Annotated in this window: 24 protein-coding genes; 4 read left to right on the top strand and 20 right to left on the bottom strand. The window is 57.6% G+C overall.

The window, feature by feature from the left end:
• Nucleotides 1–210: 210 nt before the first annotated feature.
• From ABXR19_RS04105 to cydP, 9 genes are all read right to left on the bottom strand, one after another.
• The gene (locus ABXR19_RS04105) at nt 211–1,878 is read right to left on the bottom strand and encodes an FAD-dependent oxidoreductase (protein WP_354599820.1); all 1,668 of its coding nucleotides are present in this window, start codon (nt 1,876–1,878) and stop codon (nt 211–213) included.
• A gap of 45 nt (nt 1,879–1,923) precedes the next feature.
• Nucleotides 1,924–2,349, bottom strand: a complete 426-nt coding sequence (trxC, locus tag ABXR19_RS04110) for a thioredoxin TrxC (protein WP_354599821.1) — start codon at nt 2,347–2,349, stop codon at nt 1,924–1,926.
• A gap of 105 nt (nt 2,350–2,454) precedes the next feature.
• Entirely contained in the window at nt 2,455–3,132 is a 678-nt protein-coding gene (locus ABXR19_RS04115) for an MBL fold metallo-hydrolase (protein WP_354599822.1), read from the bottom strand.
• A gap of 10 nt (nt 3,133–3,142) precedes the next feature.
• Nucleotides 3,143–3,448, bottom strand: a complete 306-nt coding sequence (locus ABXR19_RS04120; protein WP_354599823.1) for a cyd operon YbgE family protein — start codon at nt 3,446–3,448, stop codon at nt 3,143–3,145.
• Nucleotides 3,417–3,563: a cytochrome bd-I oxidase subunit CydX gene (gene cydX, locus ABXR19_RS04125; protein WP_354599824.1), complete on the bottom strand. Its 147-nt coding sequence runs from the start codon at nt 3,561–3,563 to the stop codon at nt 3,417–3,419. The genes ABXR19_RS04120 and cydX overlap by 32 nt, the downstream gene beginning before the upstream one ends.
• A 23-nt stretch (nt 3,564–3,586) precedes the next feature.
• Entirely contained in the window at nt 3,587–4,024 is a 438-nt protein-coding gene (locus tag ABXR19_RS04130; protein WP_354599825.1) for a NifB/NifX family molybdenum-iron cluster-binding protein, read from the bottom strand.
• 132 nt (nt 4,025–4,156) lie between these two features.
• A complete protein-coding gene (gene cydB, locus ABXR19_RS04135; protein ID WP_435594297.1) occupies nt 4,157–5,299 on the bottom strand; it encodes a cytochrome d ubiquinol oxidase subunit II in 1,143 nt (380 codons plus the stop codon).
• Between the two features lie 8 nt (nt 5,300–5,307).
• Complete coding sequence (locus ABXR19_RS04140) at nt 5,308–6,861, bottom strand: cytochrome ubiquinol oxidase subunit I (RefSeq protein ID WP_354599827.1); 1,554 nt, start codon at nt 6,859–6,861, stop codon at nt 5,308–5,310.
• Nucleotides 6,851–7,033: a cytochrome oxidase putative small subunit CydP gene (gene cydP / locus ABXR19_RS04145; RefSeq protein ID WP_354599828.1), complete on the bottom strand. Its 183-nt coding sequence runs from the start codon at nt 7,031–7,033 to the stop codon at nt 6,851–6,853. The genes ABXR19_RS04140 and cydP overlap by 11 nt, the downstream gene beginning before the upstream one ends.
• Nucleotides 7,034–7,248: 215 nt before the next feature.
• Here cydP and ABXR19_RS04150 point away from each other — a divergent pair, with 215 nt between their 5' ends.
• The gene (locus tag ABXR19_RS04150) at nt 7,249–8,553 is read left to right on the top strand and encodes a sigma-54 interaction domain-containing protein (RefSeq protein WP_354599829.1); all 1,305 of its coding nucleotides are present in this window, start codon (nt 7,249–7,251) and stop codon (nt 8,551–8,553) included.
• 199 nt (nt 8,554–8,752) lie between these two features.
• Here the strand turns inward: ABXR19_RS04150 and dksA are convergent, their stop codons facing one another.
• From dksA to ABXR19_RS04200, 10 genes are all read right to left on the bottom strand, one after another.
• Complete coding sequence (dksA, locus tag ABXR19_RS04155; protein WP_354599830.1) at nt 8,753–9,175, bottom strand: RNA polymerase-binding protein DksA; 423 nt, start codon at nt 9,173–9,175, stop codon at nt 8,753–8,755.
• A 546-nt stretch (nt 9,176–9,721) separates the two neighbouring features.
• Entirely contained in the window at nt 9,722–10,417 is a 696-nt protein-coding gene (locus ABXR19_RS04160; RefSeq protein WP_354599831.1) for a transposase, read from the bottom strand.
• Nucleotides 10,418–10,422: 5 nt separating this feature from the next.
• Nucleotides 10,423–11,550, bottom strand: coding sequence for a deoxyguanosinetriphosphate triphosphohydrolase (locus tag ABXR19_RS04165; RefSeq protein WP_354599832.1), 1,128 nt, complete (start codon nt 11,548–11,550; stop codon nt 10,423–10,425).
• 2 nt (nt 11,551–11,552) lie between these two features.
• Entirely contained in the window at nt 11,553–12,635 is a 1,083-nt protein-coding gene (gene aroB, locus ABXR19_RS04170; RefSeq protein ID WP_354599833.1) for a 3-dehydroquinate synthase, read from the bottom strand.
• Nucleotides 12,617–13,114, bottom strand: coding sequence for a shikimate kinase (locus tag ABXR19_RS04175; protein ID WP_354599988.1), 498 nt, complete (start codon nt 13,112–13,114; stop codon nt 12,617–12,619). The genes aroB and ABXR19_RS04175 overlap by 19 nt, the downstream gene beginning before the upstream one ends.
• A 166-nt stretch (nt 13,115–13,280) precedes the next feature.
• Nucleotides 13,281–15,452 carry a type IV pilus secretin PilQ gene (locus tag ABXR19_RS04180; protein ID WP_354599834.1) on the bottom strand — a complete coding sequence of 724 codons (2,172 nt, stop codon included), beginning with the start codon at nt 15,450–15,452 and terminating at the stop codon, nt 13,281–13,283.
• The gene (locus ABXR19_RS04185) at nt 15,449–15,892 is read right to left on the bottom strand and encodes a pilus assembly protein PilP (protein WP_354599835.1); all 444 of its coding nucleotides are present in this window, start codon (nt 15,890–15,892) and stop codon (nt 15,449–15,451) included. The genes ABXR19_RS04180 and ABXR19_RS04185 overlap by 4 nt, the downstream gene beginning before the upstream one ends.
• A gap of 92 nt (nt 15,893–15,984) precedes the next feature.
• Entirely contained in the window at nt 15,985–16,629 is a 645-nt protein-coding gene (locus ABXR19_RS04190; protein WP_354599836.1) for a type IV pilus inner membrane component PilO, read from the bottom strand.
• A complete protein-coding gene (locus ABXR19_RS04195; RefSeq protein WP_354599837.1) occupies nt 16,629–17,237 on the bottom strand; it encodes a PilN domain-containing protein in 609 nt (202 codons plus the stop codon). The genes ABXR19_RS04190 and ABXR19_RS04195 overlap by 1 nt, the downstream gene beginning before the upstream one ends.
• Nucleotides 17,234–18,310 carry a pilus assembly protein PilM gene (locus ABXR19_RS04200; protein WP_354599838.1) on the bottom strand — a complete coding sequence of 359 codons (1,077 nt, stop codon included), beginning with the start codon at nt 18,308–18,310 and terminating at the stop codon, nt 17,234–17,236. The genes ABXR19_RS04195 and ABXR19_RS04200 overlap by 4 nt, the downstream gene beginning before the upstream one ends.
• A gap of 217 nt (nt 18,311–18,527) precedes the next feature.
• On the opposite strand from ABXR19_RS04200, the gene ABXR19_RS04205 reads away from it, so the two are divergent.
• Nucleotides 18,528–20,816, top strand: a complete 2,289-nt coding sequence (locus tag ABXR19_RS04205; protein ID WP_354599839.1) for a penicillin-binding protein 1A — start codon at nt 18,528–18,530, stop codon at nt 20,814–20,816.
• A 2-nt stretch (nt 20,817–20,818) separates the two neighbouring features.
• On the opposite strand, the gene cyaY is transcribed toward ABXR19_RS04205, so the two are convergent.
• Nucleotides 20,819–21,151: an iron donor protein CyaY gene (cyaY, locus tag ABXR19_RS04210; protein WP_354599840.1), complete on the bottom strand. Its 333-nt coding sequence runs from the start codon at nt 21,149–21,151 to the stop codon at nt 20,819–20,821.
• Nucleotides 21,152–21,204: 53 nt separating this feature from the next.
• Here cyaY and lptM point away from each other — a divergent pair, with 53 nt between their 5' ends.
• Both lptM and ABXR19_RS04220 read left to right on the top strand, forming a co-directional pair.
• Complete coding sequence (lptM, locus tag ABXR19_RS04215; RefSeq protein ID WP_354599841.1) at nt 21,205–21,342, top strand: LPS translocon maturation chaperone LptM; 138 nt, start codon at nt 21,205–21,207, stop codon at nt 21,340–21,342.
• 247 nt (nt 21,343–21,589) lie between these two features.
• The gene (locus tag ABXR19_RS04220; RefSeq protein ID WP_354599842.1) at nt 21,590–23,845 is read left to right on the top strand and encodes a GGDEF/EAL domain-containing response regulator; all 2,256 of its coding nucleotides are present in this window, start codon (nt 21,590–21,592) and stop codon (nt 23,843–23,845) included.
• Nucleotides 23,846–23,931: the final 86 nt, after the last annotated feature.

The following is a 23,931-nucleotide window of genomic DNA, read 5'->3' on the forward strand; positions in this document are numbered from 1 at the left end:
GATACAAAGGCAAACCCGATACATGGAGACTATTGCAAACTAGATTTCTGATCCAATACTGAAATCACACTTGCAGCATAGCTTGCGTCAATGAGCGCCGCCTGAAGTATCAGGCACAGCGGTTTTCGGGCCCGCTCCAGAATGTCACTCGCCGGGATTCGCGCATCAAAGATGCGTGCCCTGATCTTCACGCGATATCAGCCAGCTTATTTATGCGGTCGGCAACTTGGCAGGGGTGCGCGGATCTATATTGGCCTTGATTCCGCCGCTGAAGCTGCTCACATAAAAGCCCTCTTGCGCCAGAATGCGCGCAGCGAAGTAGCTCATCTTGCCAAAGGCGCAGACGGTGATGACCGGGCGCGAGCGATCCAGCTTGTCGAGATTGGCACGCAAGGTCGGGAAGGGAATGTTGATGACCGTGCCCGGCGCGGGATAGGCGTCTACCAAAGGCTTGGGGCGCACATCCACGATCTGCACTTGCGGGTCGGTAGGCAATTCGGTGATGTGGCGTACCAGTCCGTCACGCCGATTGCAGGCAGCGAAGCCGGCGAGATTAATGGCGTCCTTGGCGGCGCCGAAAGGTGGCGCGTAGGCCAGTTCCAGATGGCACAGATCGTCAATCGTCATTCCGCCGAGGATGGCGGTGGCCATCACGTCGATGCGCTTGTCGATGCCCTCGAAGCCGGTGACCTGTGCACCGAGCAGCCTGCCCGATTCCGGCTCCCAGATAATCTTCAAGCTAAGGGGCTTGGCACCGGGATAGTAGGTGGCGTGCTGGTAATCGTTCACGGTCACCGTCTGATATGGCTTATCGGCGGCGATCAGGCGCTTCTCGCTCCAGCCGGTGATGCCTGCGGCCACATCGAACCCACGCACGATGGCGGTGCCGAGCGAGCCGGGATAAGGCTTCGCCTTCGTTGGCATGAAGATGTGATCTGCGGCCACGCGCCCTTGCCGGTTGGCCGGCCCGCCCATCTGCACGTTGGTGGGGCTGTCGATGACTCGATCCTGCGTCTGCACGGCGTCACCAGCGGCGTAGATGTCAGCGTCCGAGGTCTGCATGAATTCACCGACCACGATGTGGCCACGCGGGCCCAGCGTCAGGCCGGCGTCACGCGCCAGTTCGGTGTCCGGCTTTACGCCGATAGAGAGGATCACGAGATCAGCATCAAGCACCTCGCCGGAATTCAGATGGCAGCGCAGATGCTCATCCTGCGACTCGAAGCGCGTTACACCATCCCCCAGGATGATGTCGATGTCGTGGCGGCGCAGTTCGCTTTCGAGCAGATCCGTCATCGGCGCATCGAGTTGCGGGAAAATCTGCGTCTGCAGCTCCACCAATTGCACCGAGAGGCCTTTGTGACGCAGTTGCTCGCTCATCTCCACACCGATGAAACCGGCGCCAATCACCACCGCACGTTGGCCTTCTGCTGTGGCGGCAACGATGCGATCCATGTCCTGCAGGTTGCGCAGGGTCAGCACCCGCGGATCATCAATGCCGGGTAAGGCCGGGCGCAGGGGCGAGGCGCCCGGCGCAAGCATCAGCTTGTCGTAAGCGAGCCATTCGCTGCGGCCATCGGCCAGATATTTCACCTCGACGCGCTTGCCGGCGCGATCGATCTTCACGGCCTCGCAACCGGTGCGCACATCCAGATTCAGCAAGGCTTTCAGGGACGCGGGTGTTTGTACGGCCAGTGCAGCACGGTCGCCGATTTCACCGCCCACGTAATACGGCAGACCACAGTTGGCGAAGGAAACGTCCGCGCCGCGTTCAATCATGATGATTTCGGCATGTTCATCGAGGCGGCGGGCGCGGGCGGCACAGGAGGCGCCAGCAGCGACACCGCCAATGATCAGAAGTTTGTGTGGATTTGTCATGAAAAAGTTCTCGCTTAGTCTGAATCGGGGTTGATGACGTAAGGCTCAGGGCAGGAATTGTTCGGCCCAGCGCACGATCTCTGCGGCCGGGCGCGCCCCCGCTTCGCGTGCCAACTCCTCGCCGCCCTTGAAGATGGCCAGGGTCGGGATGCTGCGGATGCGAAAGCGTGCGGCAATGTCCTGATGTGCCTCGGTGTCGAGCTTGGCCAGCACGGCGCGGCCATGCAGGATTTTTGCCGCATCGGCGTACATCGGCGCCATGGAACGGCAAGGCCCGCACCAGGGCGCCCAAAAGTCGACCACAACGGGCAGCTTGGTACGATTGACAATGGCATCAAAATTTTCACTGGTCAGCTCTATTGGCGCAGCCGGCAGGATGGGCTGCTTGCAGCTCCCGCAGACGGGCTCCTCCTGCAGGCGTTCAGCAGGTACGCGATTGATGGTCTGGCAGTGCGGACAGACGATTTCCATTTGATTTCTCCTGGTTCGGGTAAGGCCAGAATACTCTACCAATTGGTTATATAGCAATTCAGTGAATTTTATAAAAACTATTGACGCTGCCTATCCACCTTTGCCCTACCACTTACCCTGCCCATGACTGAGCAGGGCGGTCTTTCGCTTGCGAGGTGAGGTGCGAACGTCCTCGCGCGCCGCGACGACAAATGCCTCGCGGTTCAGCCCAGCAAAGGACGGGTTGTACTGGCGCTCCTCCTGGATCGTCGATACCGTGCGCCCATTCAGTTCATGGCCGGGAAACACCAGGGTTTCATCCGCAAGGGTGAAGAGTTTGTGTTTCACGCTGTCGAAGAGCTGGCCCGGATCGGCGTCATCGCCCGCACAGTCGCAGCCCCGGATGCACAAGGTGTCGCCACTGAACAGTCGGTCCTGCCACAGGTAGCAGACGCTGCCGGGAGTGTGCCCCGGCGTGGCCAGGACGGTGATGTGCTCTACGCCAAAGTTGATGCATGCGCCATCGGCCAGGCGTTGGCTGGGGATGTCGTCAGGGGTGTTCTCGCCGAGCATGAAGTGTGCGCCGGTACGCAGGCATAGTTCGCCGCAGTCGCTGCGATCCGGGCGATGTACATGCGTACGGAGTACATAGGTGAGCCGCAGATTGTGCTCTGCAAGCAGCGCGAGAATCAGGGTGGCCTGCGATTTCAGCGGATCGATGACTACGGCCTCACCGGCTTTGCCGTCCGCCAGCAAATAGGTCAGAGCCTTCGACTCCGCATCGAAGAGTTGGCGAAAGTGCATCACACCCTCTTCAGCCCAGCATGCGCCAGGCTGCCAGCAACAATGCCAGCGCACAGACGGCGCTGGAGAATAGCCAGCGCCAGAGCGTATACGCCGGAATGAAGCCAACTCCGCGTACGAAACCGGCGGCCATGGCCCAGAACAGGAGCATGGCCGCTGGATGATCGGCATGCCCTGAAGCATCAGCCAGCAGATCCGGCCGAATAGTGACGACCAGCATGATGACAATGGCAGCCAGCAGCGGCAGGATTGCAATCCCTGCCCGGGCGGGCCCACCGGCCTGCTCAGTGACCGGCGGATTGATCGGACTGGGCATTTTTGTCTTTCTGCGGAACGATCTGGCGCGCTTCTTCGTTTTCACCCCAAAGTGCGTTGAGGATGGCGAGCAACACCGCGAAGCCAATACCGAGAGTCCAGGTGAAATACCACATTTGACGATCCCTTTCAGTGAAGTTCAGCTACCGACGGGCCAGCGATTGCCGCTGAGGATGGCCTGCATGGCTGGCGAAGAAGCGGGTTTGGCCTGAGGCAGGCATTCGCCGGGGCGGCTGCGCGCATCGGCCTCGGATCGCAAGGGTTCGAGTGGCAGAGTGCCATCGGCCAGGCGCTCCAGCACGCGCAGCAAATCCCGCTCCGAGCTTGCCAGTACACGCAGCCCGCGCCGTGTCAGCTTGACCGCGACCCCGGTGCCAACGCTCGCCGCGATCAGCGTATTCACGCCATCAAGCGGATGCGCGCCCTCGCCCGTCCAGTTATGTAGGACTTGCGCAGGCGACAGATTGATCGACAGCGGTGCGCCTCCTGCCTCGGTATCGAAGACAAAAAAGTGCCGGCATTTGCCTGCGTGGGCGGTGAGACTGCGACGATTCTGTGAGGCGAGAGCTATTTTCATGGAGAGTTCAAGAGGCTCTGAAAACTGAAGTTGAACGCAGCGAAACGGTGCAGGCGAGACGCGGCTGCGCAGACAGTACAAGCAGTACGGCAAGCGGCCGCAACGAAGCAAGCAGCATTTTGTCAGTGCCTCTCAATAGGCGCCGCGATCGTTCTCGCGGATATAGGCTTCGGTGATCTTGCCGGCCATCACCTTGTAAGCCCAGCTTGTGTAGAAAATGATCAGGGGCATGAAGATCAGGGTGGCAGCGAGCATGATGCCCAGCGTGGTATAGCTGGAAACGCTATCCCAGACGGTCAAACTGGCACGCGGGTCGGACGACGACGGCATGATGAACGGGAATAGCGACGCGCCCGCCGTGCCGATCACACCGACCAGCATCAGCGCGGACGAAACGAATGCCAGCAGCGTACGGTTTGCCCGCGCGAGCAGAATCGCGCCCAGCGCGCCGGCAAAGCCCAGCACCGGCAGCAGTATCGTCAAGGGCGCGAGCTTATAGTTGGCCAGCCATGCGCCAGCCTCGCGCACGACGGTTTTGGCCAGCGGATCTGCCTGCCCGCCCGCATCCACGGCCGAACTGATCACGTAGCCTTCGATGCCGTAGGCAAGCCACACACCGGCCGCAGCGAAGCACGCAATCAGCAACAGGCCAAAAATCGTCGCAGCGCGAATCGCCCGCTGCTGGATCACGCCCTCGGTGCGGTGGGCCAGATAGACAGCGCCGTGCAAGGTGATCATCGTGGTCGATACCAACCCGCAGAGCAGCGCGAAGGGATTCAGCAAGCCCCAGAAACTGCCTGTGTAATAGGACACCAGATTGTCATCGAAATGAAAGGGCACACCCTGAAACAGGTTGCCGAAGGCCACGCCGAAGATCAGGGGCGGAACAGATCCGCCGACGAAAAGCCCCCAGTCCCAGGTGCTACGCCAGCGTGGATCGCTGATCTTGCTGCGGTAATCGAAGCCGACTGGACGGAAAAACAATGCCCACAACACCGCCAGCATGGCCCAGTAGAAACCGGAAAACGCCGTCGCATACACCAGCGGCCAGGCCGCGAAGATGGCGCCGCCGCCAGTGATGAACCAGACCTGGTTGCCGTCCCAGTGCGGGCCGACCGTGTTGATGATGACACGGCGCTCCACGTCGCTCTTGCCGACGAAGGGCAATAGCGTGCCCACGCCCATGTCATGACCGTCCATGATGGCGAAGCCGACGAGCAGCACGCCTACCAGCAGCCACCAGATGATCTTGAGGGTTTCGTAGTCAATCATGATGGTTTTCCTCAGGTGTGAGCTTCATTGGCGTAACGACCCGTGCCGAGACTGCCCGGCCCCTGTTTGGCGAACTTGATCATCAGGTACATCTCGACGATCAGCAGCAGTGTGTAGAAGCCCACAAAACCGGCAAGTGAGCCGTACAGCGATTCCACGCTGAGCGTGGAGACCGACAGGTGAGTGGGCAGCACGCCGTAAATGGTCCAGGGCTGGCGGCCGTATTCCGCGACGAACCAGCCCAGCTCGCAGGCGATCCACGGAGCGGGCAGCGACCATAAGGCGGCACGCAGCAGCCAGAGCTTTGTCATGAAAGTCCCCTTCACCGAATACCAGGCGGCCAGGCCAAACAACAGCAGCATCGCGAAGCCCAAGCCGACCATCAGGCGAAAACCCCAGAACAGCGGCGCCACGCGCGGGATCGTGTCATTGACGGCACGCTCGATCAGCTCCGGCGTTACCGCGTGCATGTCCGTCGTGTATTTCTTGAGCAGGAGCCCAAAGCCCAGATCCTGCTGGCGCGCCGCAAAGTCAGCCTTTAGCGCCGCATCCTGCGGATTCTTGCGCAAAGCCTCCAGCGCGATCACAGCCTGCACGCCCGCGGTGATGCGCACGCGATTCTTGGCTTTGATCTCGTGAATACCCGGAATCTGTGTGCTCACCGAGCGCGTACCGATCAAGCCCATCACCCAGGGGAACTTCAGCTCGTAGTCATTCTTCTGCTCCGCTTCATTGGGGAACGCAATCAGGTTCAAGCCCGCCGGCGCCGGCTCGGTTTCCCACATCGCCTCCATCGCGGCGAGCTTGGTTTGCTGCGCTTCGCCCAGCGTGTAGCCGGACTCGTCACCCAGCACAATCACCGAGCACACCGACGCCAGCCCAAAGGCGGCAGCAATGCGGAAGCTGCGCTTGGCGAATTCCACGTCACGGCCGCGCAATAGATACCAGGACGAAATCGAGAGTACAAACATCGCGCCGGTGACGTAGCCCGCCGACACGGTATGCACGAACTTGGCCTGTGCCACCGGGTTGAACATCACTGCCCAGAAATCGGTCAATTCCATGCGCATGGTCACGAAATTGAATTCAGCGCCGACCGGATTCTGCATCCAGCCATTCGCAATCAGGATCCACAGCGCCGACAGATTGGTGCCGATAGCCATCAGCAAGGTGACCAACAGATGCTGCTGGCGGGAAAGCCGATCCCAGCCGAAGAAAAACAGGCCGATGAAGGTGGATTCAAGGAAGAAGGCCATCAAGCCTTCGATGGCCAGCGGCGCACCGAAGATATCGCCGACGTAATGCGAGTAATAGGCCCAGTTGGTGCCGAACTGGAATTCAAGTGTGATGCCGGTGGTCACGCCCAGCGCGAAGTTGATGCCGAAGAGCTTGCCCCAGAATCGGGTCATGTCCTTGTAGACCTGCTTGCCGGTCATGACGTAGACGCTTTCCATGATGACCAGCATCCATACCATGCCCAGCGTCAGCGGCACGAACAGGAAGTGGTACATCGCGGTCGCTGCGAATTGCAGTCGCGATAGATCAACCAGATGCTCAGTGGCCATGCCGGGATTCTCCTGTTGCTGACGTTTTATCGGTTTGAACTGCTTGTGCCATCGCTTCACCATTCACCACGACTTGCTGGCCACGAAAGAAGGCCCACCACAAGACGAACAGAAGCACGAGTTTGATCAGCACAACGATGATCAGCTTTCGGGCAAGTTGGCGGTCTGTCATGGCGGTCTGGAAAGCAGGAACTAGTTGTCCTTATCAAGATCCAGGCCAGAAATCCTGGCCATGTCTTTTCCCTTGAACATCAGAGTCTTGCGAAAATTCATGGTCTGCTCTGTGCGGCAGCACGCATGCTGCGGCAGTACTTTGGCAGTTTTTTGGCAGCTATCAGGCAGTGCCATGGCAGAATATTTACCCTGCCCGTCTTCGGAGAAATCACCATGAGCGTGAGCGCCCACCCCTTGGCCGAACTGGTTTCCTTGCTGGAGGCAACGCCTGAGCCGCAGGTCATCTTCGATCAGTACTACCGCATCCTTGTGGCCAACGCGGCCTACCGCGAGCAGATCAAGGGCAGTGACAGCGTGATCGGACGGCGCTGTTATGAGGTCTCTCACCACTATTCTGAGCCCTGCGATCAGGCCGGCGAATCCTGCCCGCTGGCGCGCAGCCGTGAATCCGGCAAGCGCGAACGCGTGCTGCACCTGCACCACACGCCGCGCGGTGAGGAATACGTGAATATCGAGCTCACACCGATCCGCGATGCCACCGGCGAAATCGCCTATTTTCTGGAGAAGATGGAGCCGCTGCAGGTAGCGCGCGGCTTATCCGGCAGCACCGGGCTGATCGGGCGCTCGGCCGCCTTCCAGCGCATGCTGGAATTGATGAACCGCGTTGCCAAGTCCGAAGCGAGCGTGCTGCTTGAAGGCGAATCCGGTACCGGCAAGGAGCTCGTCGCCAATGCGCTGCACGCCGGCAGCCGGCGAGCCAGTGCGCCCTTCATCGCTGTGGATTGCTCGGGCATTCCGGAAACGCTGTTTGAAAGCGAGCTCTTCGGCCACGAACGCGGCGCCTTCACCGGCGCCGTTTCACGCAAGAGCGGGCTGGTCGAAGCGGCCAGCGGCGGCACCCTGTTTCTGGACGAGGTCGGCGACATCCCGCTGACCCTGCAAGTCAAACTGCTGCGCCTGCTGGAGACCGGCACCTATCGCAGTGTGGGTGCCACCGATTTGCGTCAGGCCGACATCCGCGTCATCTCCGCCACCCACCGCAAGCTGCGCGACATGGTGGCGGCCGGCAGCTTTCGTGCGGATCTGTTCTACCGCCTCAACACCTTCCCGATTGGCGTGCCGGCGCTGCGGGAACGCGTGGACGACATTCCATTACTGATTGAATCCCTGCTCGCCCGGGTCGCCCCGCACAAACACCTGAGCCTCGCACCCGATGCGCTACAAAGCCTGCTGCGCTACTCCTGCCCGGGCAATGTGCGCGAGCTGCGCAACCTGCTCGAACGCGCCAGTCTGATGTGCGATCACGACGTGATCGGCATCGCGCACCTGCCTGCTGAAGTGCTCGCTCCGCTTTTCTCGCCGCCAGCTTCCCCTGCAGAGATGGAGTCGCTTGATGATGCAAGGCTCCGTGCCGCCGTGCTCGCCCATCGCGGCTCGCGTCGCAGCCTAGCGCTCAAACTCGGCCTTAGCGAACGCACCCTGTATCGGCGCATCCGGAGATTGCCAGATCAGGAATAGATACTCGAAGAGCCTCTCTGAACAAGGCTGTCAGCAACGCACACCTGAAGAAGCCCGCCCATAGGTCATTTCAGAGCAAGCATCCCGAAGAAGTCCGCGGGGAGCGGCTCTTCAATGGCCTGCTAGAAAAACAAACGCGGCTGAGTGGCTGCGTTGAGTTTGCATGACCGGACGGCCCGCAGGAAACTACCAACAGAAATCAGCCGCCGCGCATCTTGCTGCGGATTTCGTGGCGTTCCTGCGCTTCCACGCTAAAGGTCGCCGTAGGACGGGCCAGCAGGCGCTGAATACCGATGGGCTCGCCGCTCTCTTCGCAATAACCGTAGTCATTGTTGTCGATGCGTTCGATGGCCTGATCGATCTTGTGCAGCATCTTGCGTTCGCGATCACGCACGCGCAGCTCCAGCGTGTGATCCTCTTCCTGCGAAGCGCGGTCGGCCGGATCCGGCGTCGCGACGAAATCGGCCAGATGCTCGGTGGTGCTATGTGCTGACTCGAGCAATCCATCGCGCTCCGCGACCAGGCGTGCTCGAAAAAAAGCCAGCTGGGCGGGCGACATGTATTCTTCAGCCGGAGCGGCGAGGATCTGCGCCTCGCTCAGCAATTTGCTGCCTGGGTTCATCGTCAATATCCTTATGTGCAGCACGGTGCGCATTGCGGGCAAAGGCGAAAACCCTTGCTGCCGCTGGTCGCGCAAGAAGATGCAGGTCTCGCTGAACGCCACAAAACCCGACAATCATCGGGCTGAGCCGCCCGACGCGTGTGCGCACCATACACGCCCTCTTGGCCACACTCAAGCCATTGGCAATTTAGCCAGTTAACACGGACCAATATTTACCGGCTACGAAAGCAGAGGCACCGTCTTCGGGTCAGACAACTCTTGATCCATCCCCCGGCTTTCACCCTCAGCGCGACACACCCTTCCGCATCCTTGGACGCTCGGAAAATGCCGGTCCGGGCAAGGCTATGGCGGATAATTTCATACCCAGATGCGACGTTTGGCTTTGATATGTGCCTGCGCTGCATGAACTCCCTCTACTGGTTAACAACTCGGGCCCTTCCCGGAGAGTGGCTCCTGACTTGCCTATCGGAGCAATCAACCGACACAGGCCAAAAGGATGGCGCTCGGCACGCAGCTGGCCTGAAGAAGCCCGCCCATCGCGGCTCTTCAGGCAGGTGCTATGTTTTTGCGTGGCCGCCCCTTGGGCAAAGGAGCGAGACGCCGATTGGCTGCTGCATCGGCACTGCTGGAGGGAGCCTGGCCCAGCATCCAGCCGCGATGAGCGGCGTAGCGCAGGCTGTCGAGCTCGCTCGGCGGGCTGCCACTATCCAGCAAGGCACGATAGGCTGCCTGACGGTCAAACGGCGTGTTGCCCAAGCCCCAGTACAGAGCGTGATCGCTGATCAGGGGGTCGGGCTCCAGCCCGAGATGATGACGGCAGCTGGACCAGAGGTAGTGCTCGGGGTCGGCAACATGGCCGGCGCGCACGGGATTGAGTTCGATATAGCGGCTGGCGGCAAGCAGCCATTCGCCGGGCTCGACGACGGTGGAGCGGTAGCGCCCTTCCCACAGGGTGCCGCTGCGAAAATGGCGGTCGTTGAACCAGCGCACGTAACGGCGGCCGAGACGCTGCATCAGGTTACCGGCAGCGGCCTCGGTCGGCGCGGTGACGAGCAGATGGGCGTGGTCGGGCATGAGCACGTAGGCGTGCAGGGCGACGCCGGCTTCGCGTGCAGCTTCGCGCAGGTGCAGGCGATATTGCTGAAAATCGCCCTCGTCGGTGAACACCGGGTTGCGGTTATTGCCGCGCTGCACGATGAGCTGCGGCATGCCGGGAATGTAGAGGCGCGGCAAGCGGCTCACGACATTCAGCTTCCAGCGACGAGAGAGAAGAGGCGGCGGTGCTCTTTCATGGCGTAGCGGTCGGTCATGCCGGCGATGTAGTCGGCAATCGGGCGCGCTTTGTCTTCGCGGGCCAGCGCCTGATACTGCGGCGGCAGCAGGCGCGTATCGTCCATGAAAACGTTGAAGAGCTCGGCGATGATGCGCCGGGCCTTGCTCATCTCGCGCAGCACCTGGTAGTGCCAGTAGAGCTGGTCGCGCAGGAAGTGCTGAAGTTGCAACAGCTCGGCCTGCATGCGGGGCGAAAAGGCGACCAGCGCGGGTGCGGCGCGCACCTCGGCAAGGGTCGTGATGCCTGCGGCGGCGATATTGTTGCGGGTCTGCTCGATGAGATCGACTGCCTGATCGTTGATCATGCGGCGGATGGTTTCGTGAATCAGGCGGCGGCCAGCGAGCTGTGGGTATTGCGCGCGCACCGCGCTGCAATGGCGAGCGAAGGCCTCAACCTCTTCCAGCTGATCAAGCGTGAGCAGGCCGGCGCGCAGGCCATCGTCGACATCGTGATTGTTGTAGGCAATGGAGTCGGCGAGGTTGCAGAGCTGGGCTTCGAGCGAGGGCGATTGTTTCTGGAGAAAGCGCTCGCCAAGTTCGCCCAAGGTGCGCGCATTCGGCAGCGAGCAGTGTTTGAGGATGCCTTCGCGGGTCTCGAAGGTGAGATTCAATCCGTCGAATTCGGCGTAATGCTCTTCGAGCAGATCAACAATGCGCAGGGATTGCAGGTTGTGCTCGAAGCCACCGTGGGGCTTCATGCAGTCGTTGAGTGCGTCTTGCCCGGCATGGCCGAAGGGCGTGTGGCCGAGATCGTGCGAGAGGGAAATGGCCTCGACCAGATCTTCGTTCAGGCCGAGCGAGCGCGCCAGAGAGCGGCCGATCTGGGCGACCTCGATGCTGTGGGTGAGGCGGGTGCGGAATAGATCGCCTTCGTGATTGATGAAGACCTGGGTCTTGTATTCAAGGCGGCGAAAGGCGGTACAGTGGATGACGCGGTCGCGGTCGCGCTGAAATTCGCTGCGGGTGCCGGGGGCTGGCTCAGCAAAGCGGCGCCCGCGACTATTGGCTTCGATAACGGCATAGCTCGCCAGCGTGCCGGTCATGCTCAGGCGCAGCAGGCGTTGATCGCCGCTTCGATGTCGGCCAACGGAGTGGCATCGCTGATGATGCCCTGCCCGATTTCCTTCAGCAGAATCAGGCGCAGCCGACCAGCCTCGACTTTTTTGTCGTGACGCATCAGTTCAATGTAACGCTCGGCGCCGAGCCTGGGGCCAACAACCGGCAGGCCGGCCCGCTCAAAGATACGGCGCACACGATCGACGTCACTGGATTGCAGCATACCGAGGCGCGCGGAAAGCTCCGCCGCCATCACCGTTCCCGCAGCGACGGCATCACCATGCAGCCAAGCACCAAAACCAAGACCGGCTTCGATGGCGTGACCAAAGGTGTGGCCAAGATTGAGCAAGGCGCGCTCGCCCTGCTCGGTCTCGTCGTTCGCCACCACTTCGGCCTTGTTGATGCAGCTGCGCTCTACGGCAAAAGTCAGTGCCGTCGGGTCTTTGGCAAGAATGGCGTCCAGATTCGCTTCCAGCCACTCAAGAAATGGCAAGTCGCGAATGAAGCCATATTTGATGACTTCTGCCAGGCCAGCCTTCAACTCGGCGTCAGGCAGAGTCTGTAGCGTGTCGATATCGGCCAGCACCAGACGCGGCTGGTAAAAAGCACCGATCATGTTCTTGCCCAACGGATGATTGATGGCCGTTTTACCACCAACGGAAGAGTCCACCTGCGACAGCAAGGTCGTAGGAATCTGAATGAAGGGAACGCCGCGCTGGTAAGTGGCTGCAGCAAAACCCGTCATGTCGCCAATTACGCCGCCGCCCAGGGCGATAAGAGTGGTGGAGCGCTCGCAACGCGACGCAAGCAGGCCATCAAAAATCAGGTTGAGCGTAGGCCAGTCTTTGTGCACTTCTCCATCGGGCAAAATGATGCTTTCAACCGCCACCCCGGCATCCGTCAAACCTTCAACCAAGCGAATCAGAAAGAGTGGTGCGACGACTTCGTTGGTCACAATCGCTACGCGCGGCGTCTTCAGATAAGGCAGGATCAGCTCAGGCTTGGCGAGCAGGCTCTGCCCAATTCGGATCGGATAAGCTCGTTCGGCCAGCGCTACGTTGACAGTGCGCATTGGCGCTCCCATTCAGCAAGAATTTTCATGACGGCACCGTGGGAGTTGATGCGCGAACCATCAATCACCATGTCAGCAACATCCCGGTAAAGCGGATCGCGTTCGGCGCGCAAGGCGTTCAGTTTGGCCGCCGGATCAGCAACCTGTAGCAACGGGCGATTGGTGTCATGACGCGTACGCTCGAGCAGCACATGGGTCGGCACATCGAGATACACCACCCAACCCGAATCCTTCATGACTTTCCGGTTGGCAGGATACAAAACCGCGCCGCCGCCAGTAGCAACAATCACCCCGGACTGTTCAGCCAACTCCGCAATGACTTGAGCTTCACGACGACGAAAACCTAGTTCACCTTCTAGCTCGAAGATCAAAGGGATTCTCACTCCTGCACGATGTACGACTTCATGGTCAGAGTCGTAGAAAACACGCCCCATACGGCGCGCAATCTGGCGTCCGATCGTAGTCTTGCCTGAACCCATCAGGCCTACAAGATAGAGATTGCGTCGATTCGTTTCCACAGCCGAATTCTAGCTGAAATCAGCATACGGCTTCATCGGTGATCGCTTCAGCAACATGCTCAAAACCACAAACAAAGCCCGCAATACCGGAATCCGGTATTGCGGGCTTGTCAATCAAGGACTTGAATCAGCGCAAAGCGGCTTGATCCGTCACGATCTTGGGTGTGATGAAAACCATGAGTTCCGTTTTGTTGTCTTTCTTCTCGTTATTCCGGAAGAAAACACCAAGGAAAGGAATGTCGCCGAAGAACGGAACCTTCGTCAGCACAGACTTGGAGTCCTGCTGGAAAATCCCGCCGATCACCACGGTGCCACCGTTTTCCACCAAAACTTCACTCTTGACGTGCTTGGTGTCAATAGCCACCCCGGCACCCGTCGCGATCTGAGTATTTGGCGTATCTTTGTTGATATCCAAACTCATCGAAATACGACCATCCGGTGTAATTTGCGGCTTGACCTTTAGAGAAAGATTGGCTTTGCGAAACTGCACGGCGGTTGCACCAGAGCTTGTCGCCGTTTGGTATGGGATTTCTACACCTTGCTCGATGATTGCTTCAATCTGATCCGCAGTCATGACTCGCGGACGCGACACGACTCGACCACGACCATCGGCCTCCAGAGCGGAAATTTCAAGATTCAGCAAACCGGTACCGCCAGCACCCAACAAAGTCAGTGCCATCTGGCCCGGGTTTTTACCCGCGATGCTCGAGGCCGTGTTGCTGAAATTCTGCACTTCAGTCATCAGCTTGGGAGCATCTGCTGCAGTATATTGAGTGCCAGTCATTCCCGTATAGGGCGTAATGTAATTGGTATGTTGCGTATTACCGCCGATCTGGTAACCGCCTCCAGTTCCAATAGACTTTTGCTGAGCAGCGCCAAACCGCGCCCCAAGATTTTTACTGAAAGTATCTTCAGCCTCAATAATCTGAGCCTCAATGATCACTTGGCGTGCCGGCACATCAATGTCGTTCAGCATGCGGCGCACGTCATCCAGACGAGGCGAAGTATCCGTCACGATCAGTTTGTTTGAACGCTCGTCCATGATCACGGAGCCACGTTTGGACATGATGGTGTTCTTCTCCTTGTCCTTCAGCACTCCATCAAAAATCCCTTTGGCGCTGTGATAATTTATCTGAAAGGTTTCTGTGCGCAGCGGCTCAAGGTCACTAATCTGCATCTTCGACTCGAGTTCCAGCTTTTCACGAGCAGCCAGTTCTTCACGCGGGGCGATCCAGATCACGTTGCCGTTCTTGCGCATATCCAGACCCTTGGCCTGAAGAATGATTTCCAAGGCCTGATCCCAAGGAACATCCTTCAAACGCAAGGTCAATGAACCCGTAACCGAGTCGCTGGTAATGATGTTGAAATTGGTGAAGTCCGAGATGACTTGCAGAACCGAGCGGACATCAATATTCTGGAAGTTTAGCGACAGCTTTTCGCCTGCGTACTTTACGGCACGACTGGTTCCTTGAACCAGCTTGCGCGGATCATCCTGAGCAGGCTTGACCTCCAGCACGAACTGCGTATCCGTCTGATATGCATTGTGCTCCCACAGACCGCTAGGTGTGATCACCATCTTGACGGCAGCACCTTGCTGTGTCGTCGCGATATTGGTCACAGGCGTACCAAAATCAGTCACATCCAGACTTTTGCGCAACCGATCCGGAAGCGATGTTTTCAAAAATTCGACAACCAGATTTGAACCTGTCTGACGAATGTCGATACCTGTGTTGGCGTCCGACAAATCAATCACCACCCGGCCTTCACCATCCTTACCGCGACGGAAATTGATGTCACGAATAGCATGGCTATCCGGCCCGCCTTTTTGCTCAGCAAAGCGTGCCGTCGTCGTCGCTTCAGGCGACTTCGCCGTTGCTACGGACAACGTGATCAGCAACTCCTTGCCTTCAATTTTGGTCTCATAGGACAGGGGACGCAGCAGATTAATCACCAAACGAGTACGATCCGCAACCTGTACGATATTCACGCTGCGAACGTCGCCCTCGCCTACGGCCTGTGCCGTCTTGCCCGTGGCATTGGTGGTGGCGGGGATATCAATCGCCACTCGCGCCGGATTGGAGACGCTAAAACTACCAATCTGCCCCTCCAGCGGCTGCTTGAGGGTCACCTTGATAACCACGCCCCCCCCCGACTGGGTCGTCTGAATGGACTCAATAGCATTTTTCGCCTCTGCGGCAGACGCCGGAGCAGGACTGGTTTGTGCGTGTACGATGCCGACTTGGACGACGCCGACGAGCACACACAACACCGGCGCAATCAAACGCGTTACGGTCTTCATTTTTTGGTCTCCTGCTCTTGCAGCTGCATGGTACTGAAACGCTCGACCCAGTCACCATTGGCGTCTTCGACGAGTTCTTTCAGCGTGAGGTCGTTTTCGGTGATCTTGGTAATCACCCCGAAATTTTGGCCAAGATAATTCCCGGCCTTGATTTGATGCACAGTACGATCAGCCTGAACCAAAGCGACAGGCTTGCCGTTCATCATCATCATGCCAACCATTTTGAGGGTTTCCAGTGGATACGCCTCAAGCGGCTCACGGCGGCGGTCCGCCAAAGCCTCCTTAGGCTTTTTGCCCTTTTCCGGATCCAGGCGAGCTGCCTGAAAAGGATCAACCAGAGCCATTACGTCGTAGTCAACCACGGGAAACTGCATCAGCTTAGGCAAAGGCTGAATTCGTCCTTGCATTCCCTTGGCCTCCCCGTCCATCCAGATTTTCATGCTTTGATGCTCTTCTCCGCTGCAACCTGCCACAAGGGAGCACACCATCATTACCAACCAGATCGGCTTCATAGTCATATCCCCTGCCGGCCTTATTTTTTCTTCTCTGCAGCAGCCTTGTCGCGCTTCTGCTTGGAGACTTCTTCATCATCAAGGTAGCGATAGGTCACCGCAAAGGCATCCATCTTCAAACCACCATCCTTGGCCGGCGCAACCACTACGTCTCGCAAAGTCACGATTCGCGGCAGCTTGGCGACATCGCTAACAAATTGCCCAAGCGCGTGATAACTGCCAGTAATCGAAACAGAAATCGGCAGCTCAGCATAAAAATCCTTGACTGACTCCTGTCCCGGCTTCCACAACTCAAACTGCAAACCACGCCCACGCCCGGCCTGATTGATATCTATAATCAGAGTTTCCATTTCGGATTTATTCGGCAACTGCTTCAAGAGAGCGCCGAACTGACGATCCATCTCAGCCAGTTGTTTACGATACTCTTCAAGGTTTACAGCCTGACGCTTTTTATTCAGCCACTCGTCTTTCAGTTTCGTTTCTTCTTGCTGAGCCTGTTCAAGCCGCTCAAAATCGCCTTTCCAGTTGAACCACCATCCAGCAGTGACAACCAGAACAAAAATCAGCAATAAGGCAATAAATTTTGGCGCAGCAGGCCAAACCCCGGGGTCATTGGGATCTAGCTGCCGAAAATCATTAATGATCCGATCGACGCGAATTTCCATTATGGCTTGCCTCCTGCAGGAGCTGACGCAGTAGCAGGACCTACCTTCACAGCAGGCTCCTCCACGGTTGGCTTCTCAATACTGACATTCAGATTGAACTCGCCAACTTGGCGGCGGTTATAACTTACTGCCTTGATTTCCTGTAGCAATGGTTTCTCGAAGATAGGAGAGGCATCAAGATTTCGCATGAGTTGGGACACGCGAGCATTCGACTGTGCATAACCGGTAAAATTTATCCCGCCGCCAGTTTGCTTAACACTTTTAAGGAAAACACCTTCAGGCATTTGCCGAACCAACTCATTAAAAACCATTACGGTTTGCGTACGGTTTCCTTGCAAAGACTCAATTACCTGCTTACGAGCCAGCAAAGACTGCGTTTGCTCTTTAAGACGTGCGATTTCCGCAATTTCCTTATCCAGGGAAGCAATTTCACTTTTCAAAAATTCGTTCGAAGAGACCTGCGTATCGATCCGCTGACCAATCAGGATATTTCCCAAGAACCAGATCAAGCCGCCAGCGATCACCATCAGCACGGCCAAGGAAATGAATTGCTGCCTGCGATCCTTGCGTGCTTGTTCACGGTGCGGCAATAGGTTGATGCGAATCATGCGTCAAACCTCCGCAAGGCCAAACCGCACGCAACCAGCAATGCCGGAGCGTCAGCCGCCAGATTTTTCGGACGAATCCGTGACGACAAACTCATGCCAACGAACGGATTTGCTACTTCGGTAGTCACCTGAGTACGCCCGGCAACAACCTGATCAATCCCTGGAATAACAGCACAACCACCCGAAAGGATTATGTGGTCAACCTGATTGAACTGGGTGGATGTAAAGAAGAACTGCAAGGCCCTGGAGATCTCCAGCGCTACGCTTTCAGAAAAAGGTCGCAGCAAGTCGTGCTCGTAATTTTCCGGAAGGCTACTTGAGCGCTTGGCCGCCTCAGCCTCTTCAGTACTCATCCCGTAATTGCGTGATATGTCCTGCGTCAGCTGGTTGCCGCCAAAAGCCTGCTCACGTGAATACAGCACACTATCATCCCGCAGCACGGTAACTTTCATCATCTGAGCCCCGACATCAACCAGTGCCACCACCTTGCCTTTACCCGCTTCAGGCAAACGCCGCTTGACCAGATCAAATGCTGATTGAGAAGCAAAAGACTCGACATCCATCACGACTGCTCGCAAGCCTGCCGCCTCGGCCGCCGCGACACGATCCTCAACCTTCTCCTTGCGCGAAGCGGCAATCAAGACCTCAACCTCATCAGCGCCGGTGCCCGCAGGTCCCAACACCTGATAGTCAAGATTCACCTCTTCAATAGCAAAAGGAATGTATTGATTAGCCTCTGACTCAACCTGAATCTCCATCTCCAGTTCGCGCAAGCCTGCGGGCAGCGTGATTTTTTTAGTAATCACGGCAGCGGCGGGCAATGCCAAAGCCACCTGTTTGGTTGAAGATCCAAGACGTCGCCAAGCGCGGCGGATTGACTCCGCCACAGCTTCCAGACTGGCAATATTGCCATCCGTCACAGCGTCTCGCGGCAGCGGCTCAATCGCATAGCGTTCCAGGCGATATTGATTCGCCCCCGCCTCAACGAGCTCCACCAGTTTTACCGCAGAAGAAGAAATATCCAGCCCGATCAAGGCTTTCGATTTCCCTCCCAGCAAGGATTGAATGTCCATCTCGTCAGGCCACTCTCAAAATGTTGTTTAAATTCAGAAGCTTGAGCGCAATTGCAATAAATTACTTTAAATCCTAACAGCAAGTTGAGACTCAAGTAAAGCACAAGAGCGCCGAACGGTAGGAAGGCCTGCCCGAAGGAGTCTCAATGCCGTCTGTCATACATGCACGTCCAGAGTGCTGAGACGCATATAATTGCGGCTCAATTCAGGGATCCCCATGCGCCATCGTTTGCTTGCTATATGCCTATCCACCGCTCTTGGCCTACCTTTGCTGGGCGCTGCAGCCATCGCAGTTGCAGCATCCTTTGCCTGGCCAAAACTGCCCTCGCTGGAAGCAATTGACGACTACAAGCCGCACATTCCGTTGCGTATTTATACCGCTGACGGCGTGTTAATCGGTGAATTTGGCGAGGAACGTCGTACCTTTGTCGCCATACGGGATGTACCGGACAATCTGAAGTTCGCCATTCTGTCGGCCGAGGACGACCGGTTTTTCGAGCATGGCGGTGTTGACTTCGCGGGTTTGCTCCGCGCCACACTGCTCAATCTTGTCGGCGCCAGCAAGCAAGGAGGCAGCACCATTACCATGCAAGTGGCCCGGAATTTTTACCTTAGCCGTGAAAAAACCCTGAGCCGCAAACTATATGAAATCCTGCTGTCCTTGAAGATTGAACACAGCCTGTCAAAAGAACAGATCCTTGAGGTCTACATTAACCAGATTTATCTTGGTCAACGCGCTTACGGCTTTGCGGCCGCTGCCCAAGCCTATTATGGCAAGCCGCTCGAGAAGCTAAGCTTGGCTGAAACAGCGATGCTGGCCGGCCTGCCCAAGGCACCCTCCAAATACAATCCGGTCGTCAATCCCGAACGTGCCACGACTCGTCAGCACTACGTATTGCGACGCATGCATGAGCTGGGGAGAATCGATGATCAGGCTCTCGAACTGGCAATCAAAGAACCTTTGCGCCTGGTGCAGGGGAAGAATGCCGTAGCATCGACTACCCCTCAGTTGCACGCAGAGTTTGTTGCGGAAATGGCTCGACAACTGGCCTACGAACAGTTCAAGGAAGAGACCTATACCAGCGGCATTCGCGTGATTACAACAATCACAAAGACTGATCAACAGGCGGCCTATGAAGCATTGCGGCGCAGTTTGATCGACTATGAACGCCGCCACGGCTACCGGGGCGCTGAGGCCTATGTCGACTTGTCCCGACTCAAAGACGATGCAGACGACACCTTGGAAGATCTGATTGAGCCCTTTCATGATCTGGACGAAATGCGCGCAGCGATCGTCACAGAGGCCTCTCGCCAGAAAGTCAGCGCCTATCTGCGGGGCGGCGAGAACATCACTATTTCCGGCGACGCCCTCAAATTTCCTTCCCCGATGCTTGCTGAAAATGCACCTCAGCAGAAACGGATTGTCCCCGGAGCAGTAATCCGGGTCGTCAAGGGCAACAAAGGCTGGCAAATCATTCAACCACCCGAAGTCGAAAGCGCTTTCGTTTCACTCGATCCGCATGACGGAGCAATACGCGCACTGGTCGGCGGCTTTGACTTCAATCGCAACAAATTCAATCACGCCACCTTGGCCTGGCGTCAGCCGGGCTCGAGTTTCAAACCTTTCATTTTCTCTGCGGCCATCGACAAGGGCTACACGCCCGGCAGCGTCTTTGATGATGCTCCGCTCAGTTTTTCATCAGAAGCAACTGGCAGCCAAGCTTGGAACCCAGGCAACTACGACGGAAAATATGATGGGCCAATGAGCCTGCGCACCGCACTCGCAAAGTCCAAAAACATGGTTGCAATCCGCGTTCTGCACGCCATAACCCCCGCCTACGGCCAAGACTATGTCACCAGCCGTTTCGGTTTCGATCCAGCCAAAAACCCGCCCTACCTGACCTTGGCGCTTGGCTCAGGTGCAGTCACCCCATGGCAAATGGCCGCCGCCTATGCAACTTTTGCCAATGGCGGCTATCGCATTCGCCCCTATGTCGTCAAAGAGATGCTGGACAATAACGGCAAGATCCTCGCCAAGGTCGATCCGCCAGAAGCTGGCAGCGACGAATCCGAGCGCGTCCTCGATCCACGTAATGTGTATCTGATGGATATGATGATGAAAGACGTCGTCCGCCGCGGAACGGCAGGCAAAGCAATGGCACTGGGGCGTAGCGACCTGGCCGGAAAAACAGGCACCACCAACGAATATGTGGACGCTTGGTTTTGCGGCTACCAACCAAGTCTTGTTGGCGTCGCATGGGTTGGCTTCGATCAACCCAAGCGCCTGGGCTCAGGAGAGACCGGAGGTGCGCTGGCCCTGCCGATCTGGATTGACTACATGCGTCAGGCTCTCAAGAATAAGCCTGAACAACACATGGTTCCGCCCCCCGGGCTCGTAGAAGTCAAACCCAGTTTCGACAGGGAAGGGCCTGACTACATCTACGAAGAGCATTTGCCACGCAACCCACCGGAAGAGGAGCAAAGCGCAGCGCCGCCATCGTCATGAAGTCAGCGGGTCAAAGTGACGGGTACGCCGGCCTGCTGAGAGATCAGTTCGGCTAAAGTTACCCACAACTCCCGTCCATCACGGGAGTCCAGCCACAGCCCATCTTCCGGACGGAAGTGAAAACCTCCCGCGCGCGCAGCTACCCATACCTGACGGGCTACCGCATGCCGGTTGATGATGATCTGACTATCGTTTTCAAAGACCAACTGCAAAATTCCGCCGGCTTGCATATCGACATCAACATCGACCCCGGCGACTTCTACAGCCGTCTCAATCGCCGCCTCAAGCTGCAGCAAAAGCTTTTCGGTTTCAAGCAGAAACGTTGCCTCATCCATTACTCGTGCACTCCTTTGCTAATATTGACACTTTTCAATCCGGTAATCCGCCCATGCGAAGCTTCAGCTTGTGCACTCTCCTCTGCCTCACCCTGACGGCCTGCGGTATCAAGGGAGGACTGGAATTACCCCGTTCCCAGCCAGCCACTCAAGGCCAAACGACACCAAGCTCCGCGCCAAACGCGCGATAAACTTGCTCCGAACCATTGTAGCCGACCGCGCCCTTCACCCTGCCCGCAAGGGCAAGGTCCTGCAAATGCCACGCATACCCGCGCCAGATCTCGTCTGGCAGTGGTAGAAAGACCGTGGTTGTCAGCATCTCCGTTCAAGAATCCGGGCCAAGCTGTCGATAGAATTAATAGTTAACCGATCGACCGGTGACATTTGTGCGCCCACACATCCACCATCAAGCATTGCACGAGCTCGCGGGAGACTAGCGTGGTAAACAAGACAGCTGACGACGAACTGCTGTTCGCCGGAGACGCCGCCGAAGGATCTGCCAGCAAATTAAATACTCATCTGGCGCCTTGGCGTGTATTGATCGTTGACGACGATCCCGACGTACACACCACAACGACCTTCGCCCTGCGTGGCACCGAAATCCTCGGCCGAACCATTACATTCCTGCACGCTGACTCAGCCGCTCAAGCACGCGAACTACTCAGCAACGATTATGACATCGCCGTCATTCTCCTCGACGTGGTGATGGAGGAGGACGATTCGGGGCTCAAGCTGGTACGCACCATTCGTGACGAACTCGGCATGGGCGAAACCCGCATCATTCTGCGTACAGGTCAGCCCGGTTACGCACCGGAAATGGATGCAATCCGCGATTACGACATCAACGATTACAAAACAAAATCCGAACTCACACGCAACAAACTATTTACCGCCCTCACCTCCGCCATCCGCTCCTATCGACAGATCCGCACCATCAATGCCAATCGGCGTGGTCTCGATCTGATTGTGCGCGCCAGTGGCGAACTCCTCGCCCTCTCCGGCATCCGCAATTTCGCTGCCGGCGTGATCACACAAATGTCATCCCTGCTCGGCGTAATGCCCGAAGGCCTTATCTGCGTCCAGCGTCCGCCAGAAATTGACTCCACCGGTGACAGCACCGTGGTGATCGCCGCTGCCGGGCGTTACGCAGGCCTGATCAATCTACCCATTGACGAGATCGGCAACGAGCACGTCCATCAGCGCCTCAATCGCTGCCTGAACGAAGGGCAGCATATCTTTGACACAGACAGCAGCACGCTGTTTTTCGGCAGCCGCTCGCACCGCAACATGGCGGCCTATCTGGACGCGCCGATTGACATTGATGACAGCTGCCGACAGCTGCTCGAAGTCTTCTGCACAAACATTTCGATCGGCCTGGAAAACACTCTGCTGTTCTCGCAGTTACATGATTACGCCTATTTCGACTCTCTGACCGGCCTGCCGAACCGGCGCAGCCTGATCAACAAACTCGACGAGCGCCTGCTTGGAGGGGAGCGCGGACGCTACAGTCTGGCCCTGATCGATCTGGATGGTTTTGCCGAAACCAACGATGCTCTGGGCCATCAATTCGGCGACGAACTGCTCAAGGCCGTGGCCGAACGCATCCGCAGCATCCTGGGGCCACAATGTACCCTGGCCCGTCTGTCGGGCGACACCTTTGCGGTACTCGGGCAAATTGAACTGCTCCTCCCCGCCAATCTCCAATCCCTGTTTCGTGAAGCCTTCATCATTCAGGAACAGGAGCTGATGATTGCCTGCACTATGGGCATCGCACACCTCGTCGACGTGGACGGTCCCGGCGTCGAGGCCCTCAAGGATGCTTATCTGGCCCTGCGCAAGGCCAAAACTCACGCCCGTGGTGAATATGTTTTCTTCACTCGCGACATGGCCACCGAGATCCGCGAACGCTCCAAGCTGCTGCAGGCGCTGCGCGTGGCGATTGAACGACAACGCCTGTTCCTGTGCTACCAGCCGCAAATCGCGCTCGCCACCGGGCAAGTCATCGGCGTAGAAGCCTTGCTGCGCTGGCGCACCGAAGACGGCCGTTTGATCGAGCCCAGCCGTTTCATTCCCATCGCAGAACACTCGGGCATGATCGTTGGTATTGGCGACTGGGTACTGCGCATGTCCTGCTTCCAGCAAGCCGAACTCAGCCGCCACGGCTACAAGAATCTGAGCATGGCCATCAATGTCTCGGTCGGCCAGTTCCGCCATCCACGCTTCCTTGCCTCACTGCAGGGCGCACTGGCAGATAGCGGCGTAGATCCACGCCTGATCGAGCTGGAGATCACCGAATCAATGGCGATGGAGGAAGCTGACTTGCTCGCCAAAGTCCTCGACAGCATTAAAGCGCTAGGCGTCCGCATTGCCGTTGATGATTTCGGTACAGGCTTCTCCTCGCTGTCCTATCTGCAGCGTTTACAGGTAGATCGGCTGAAAATTGACCGCGCCTTCGTTGCAGAAATCTGCAAGAGCGAACGCGGACGTCGCATTCCTGAAGTGGTCATCCAGCTTGGCCATAAACTGGGCCTTACCGTGATGGCAGAAGGCGTAGAAGAAAAGGAACAAGCGGACCTCCTGCTGGAACTTGGCTGCGAAGACGCACAAGGTTTCCACTACGCTCGCCCAATGGAGCCGCAACAACTGATCGACTGGCTGCGCTCTTACGCAGCGCGCAACGCCACCACAACTTGATATCGCCACAAATTCAGGCAAACACACCCCGCAAGGCAGGATAGAATCGAGCAAACAGCCTGCACAGACAATCTGGCAGGTACAAG

The sequence above is a fragment of the Uliginosibacterium flavum genome (assembly GCF_040566545.1).
Lineage (GTDB): Bacteria > Pseudomonadota > Gammaproteobacteria > Burkholderiales > Rhodocyclaceae > Uliginosibacterium > Uliginosibacterium flavum.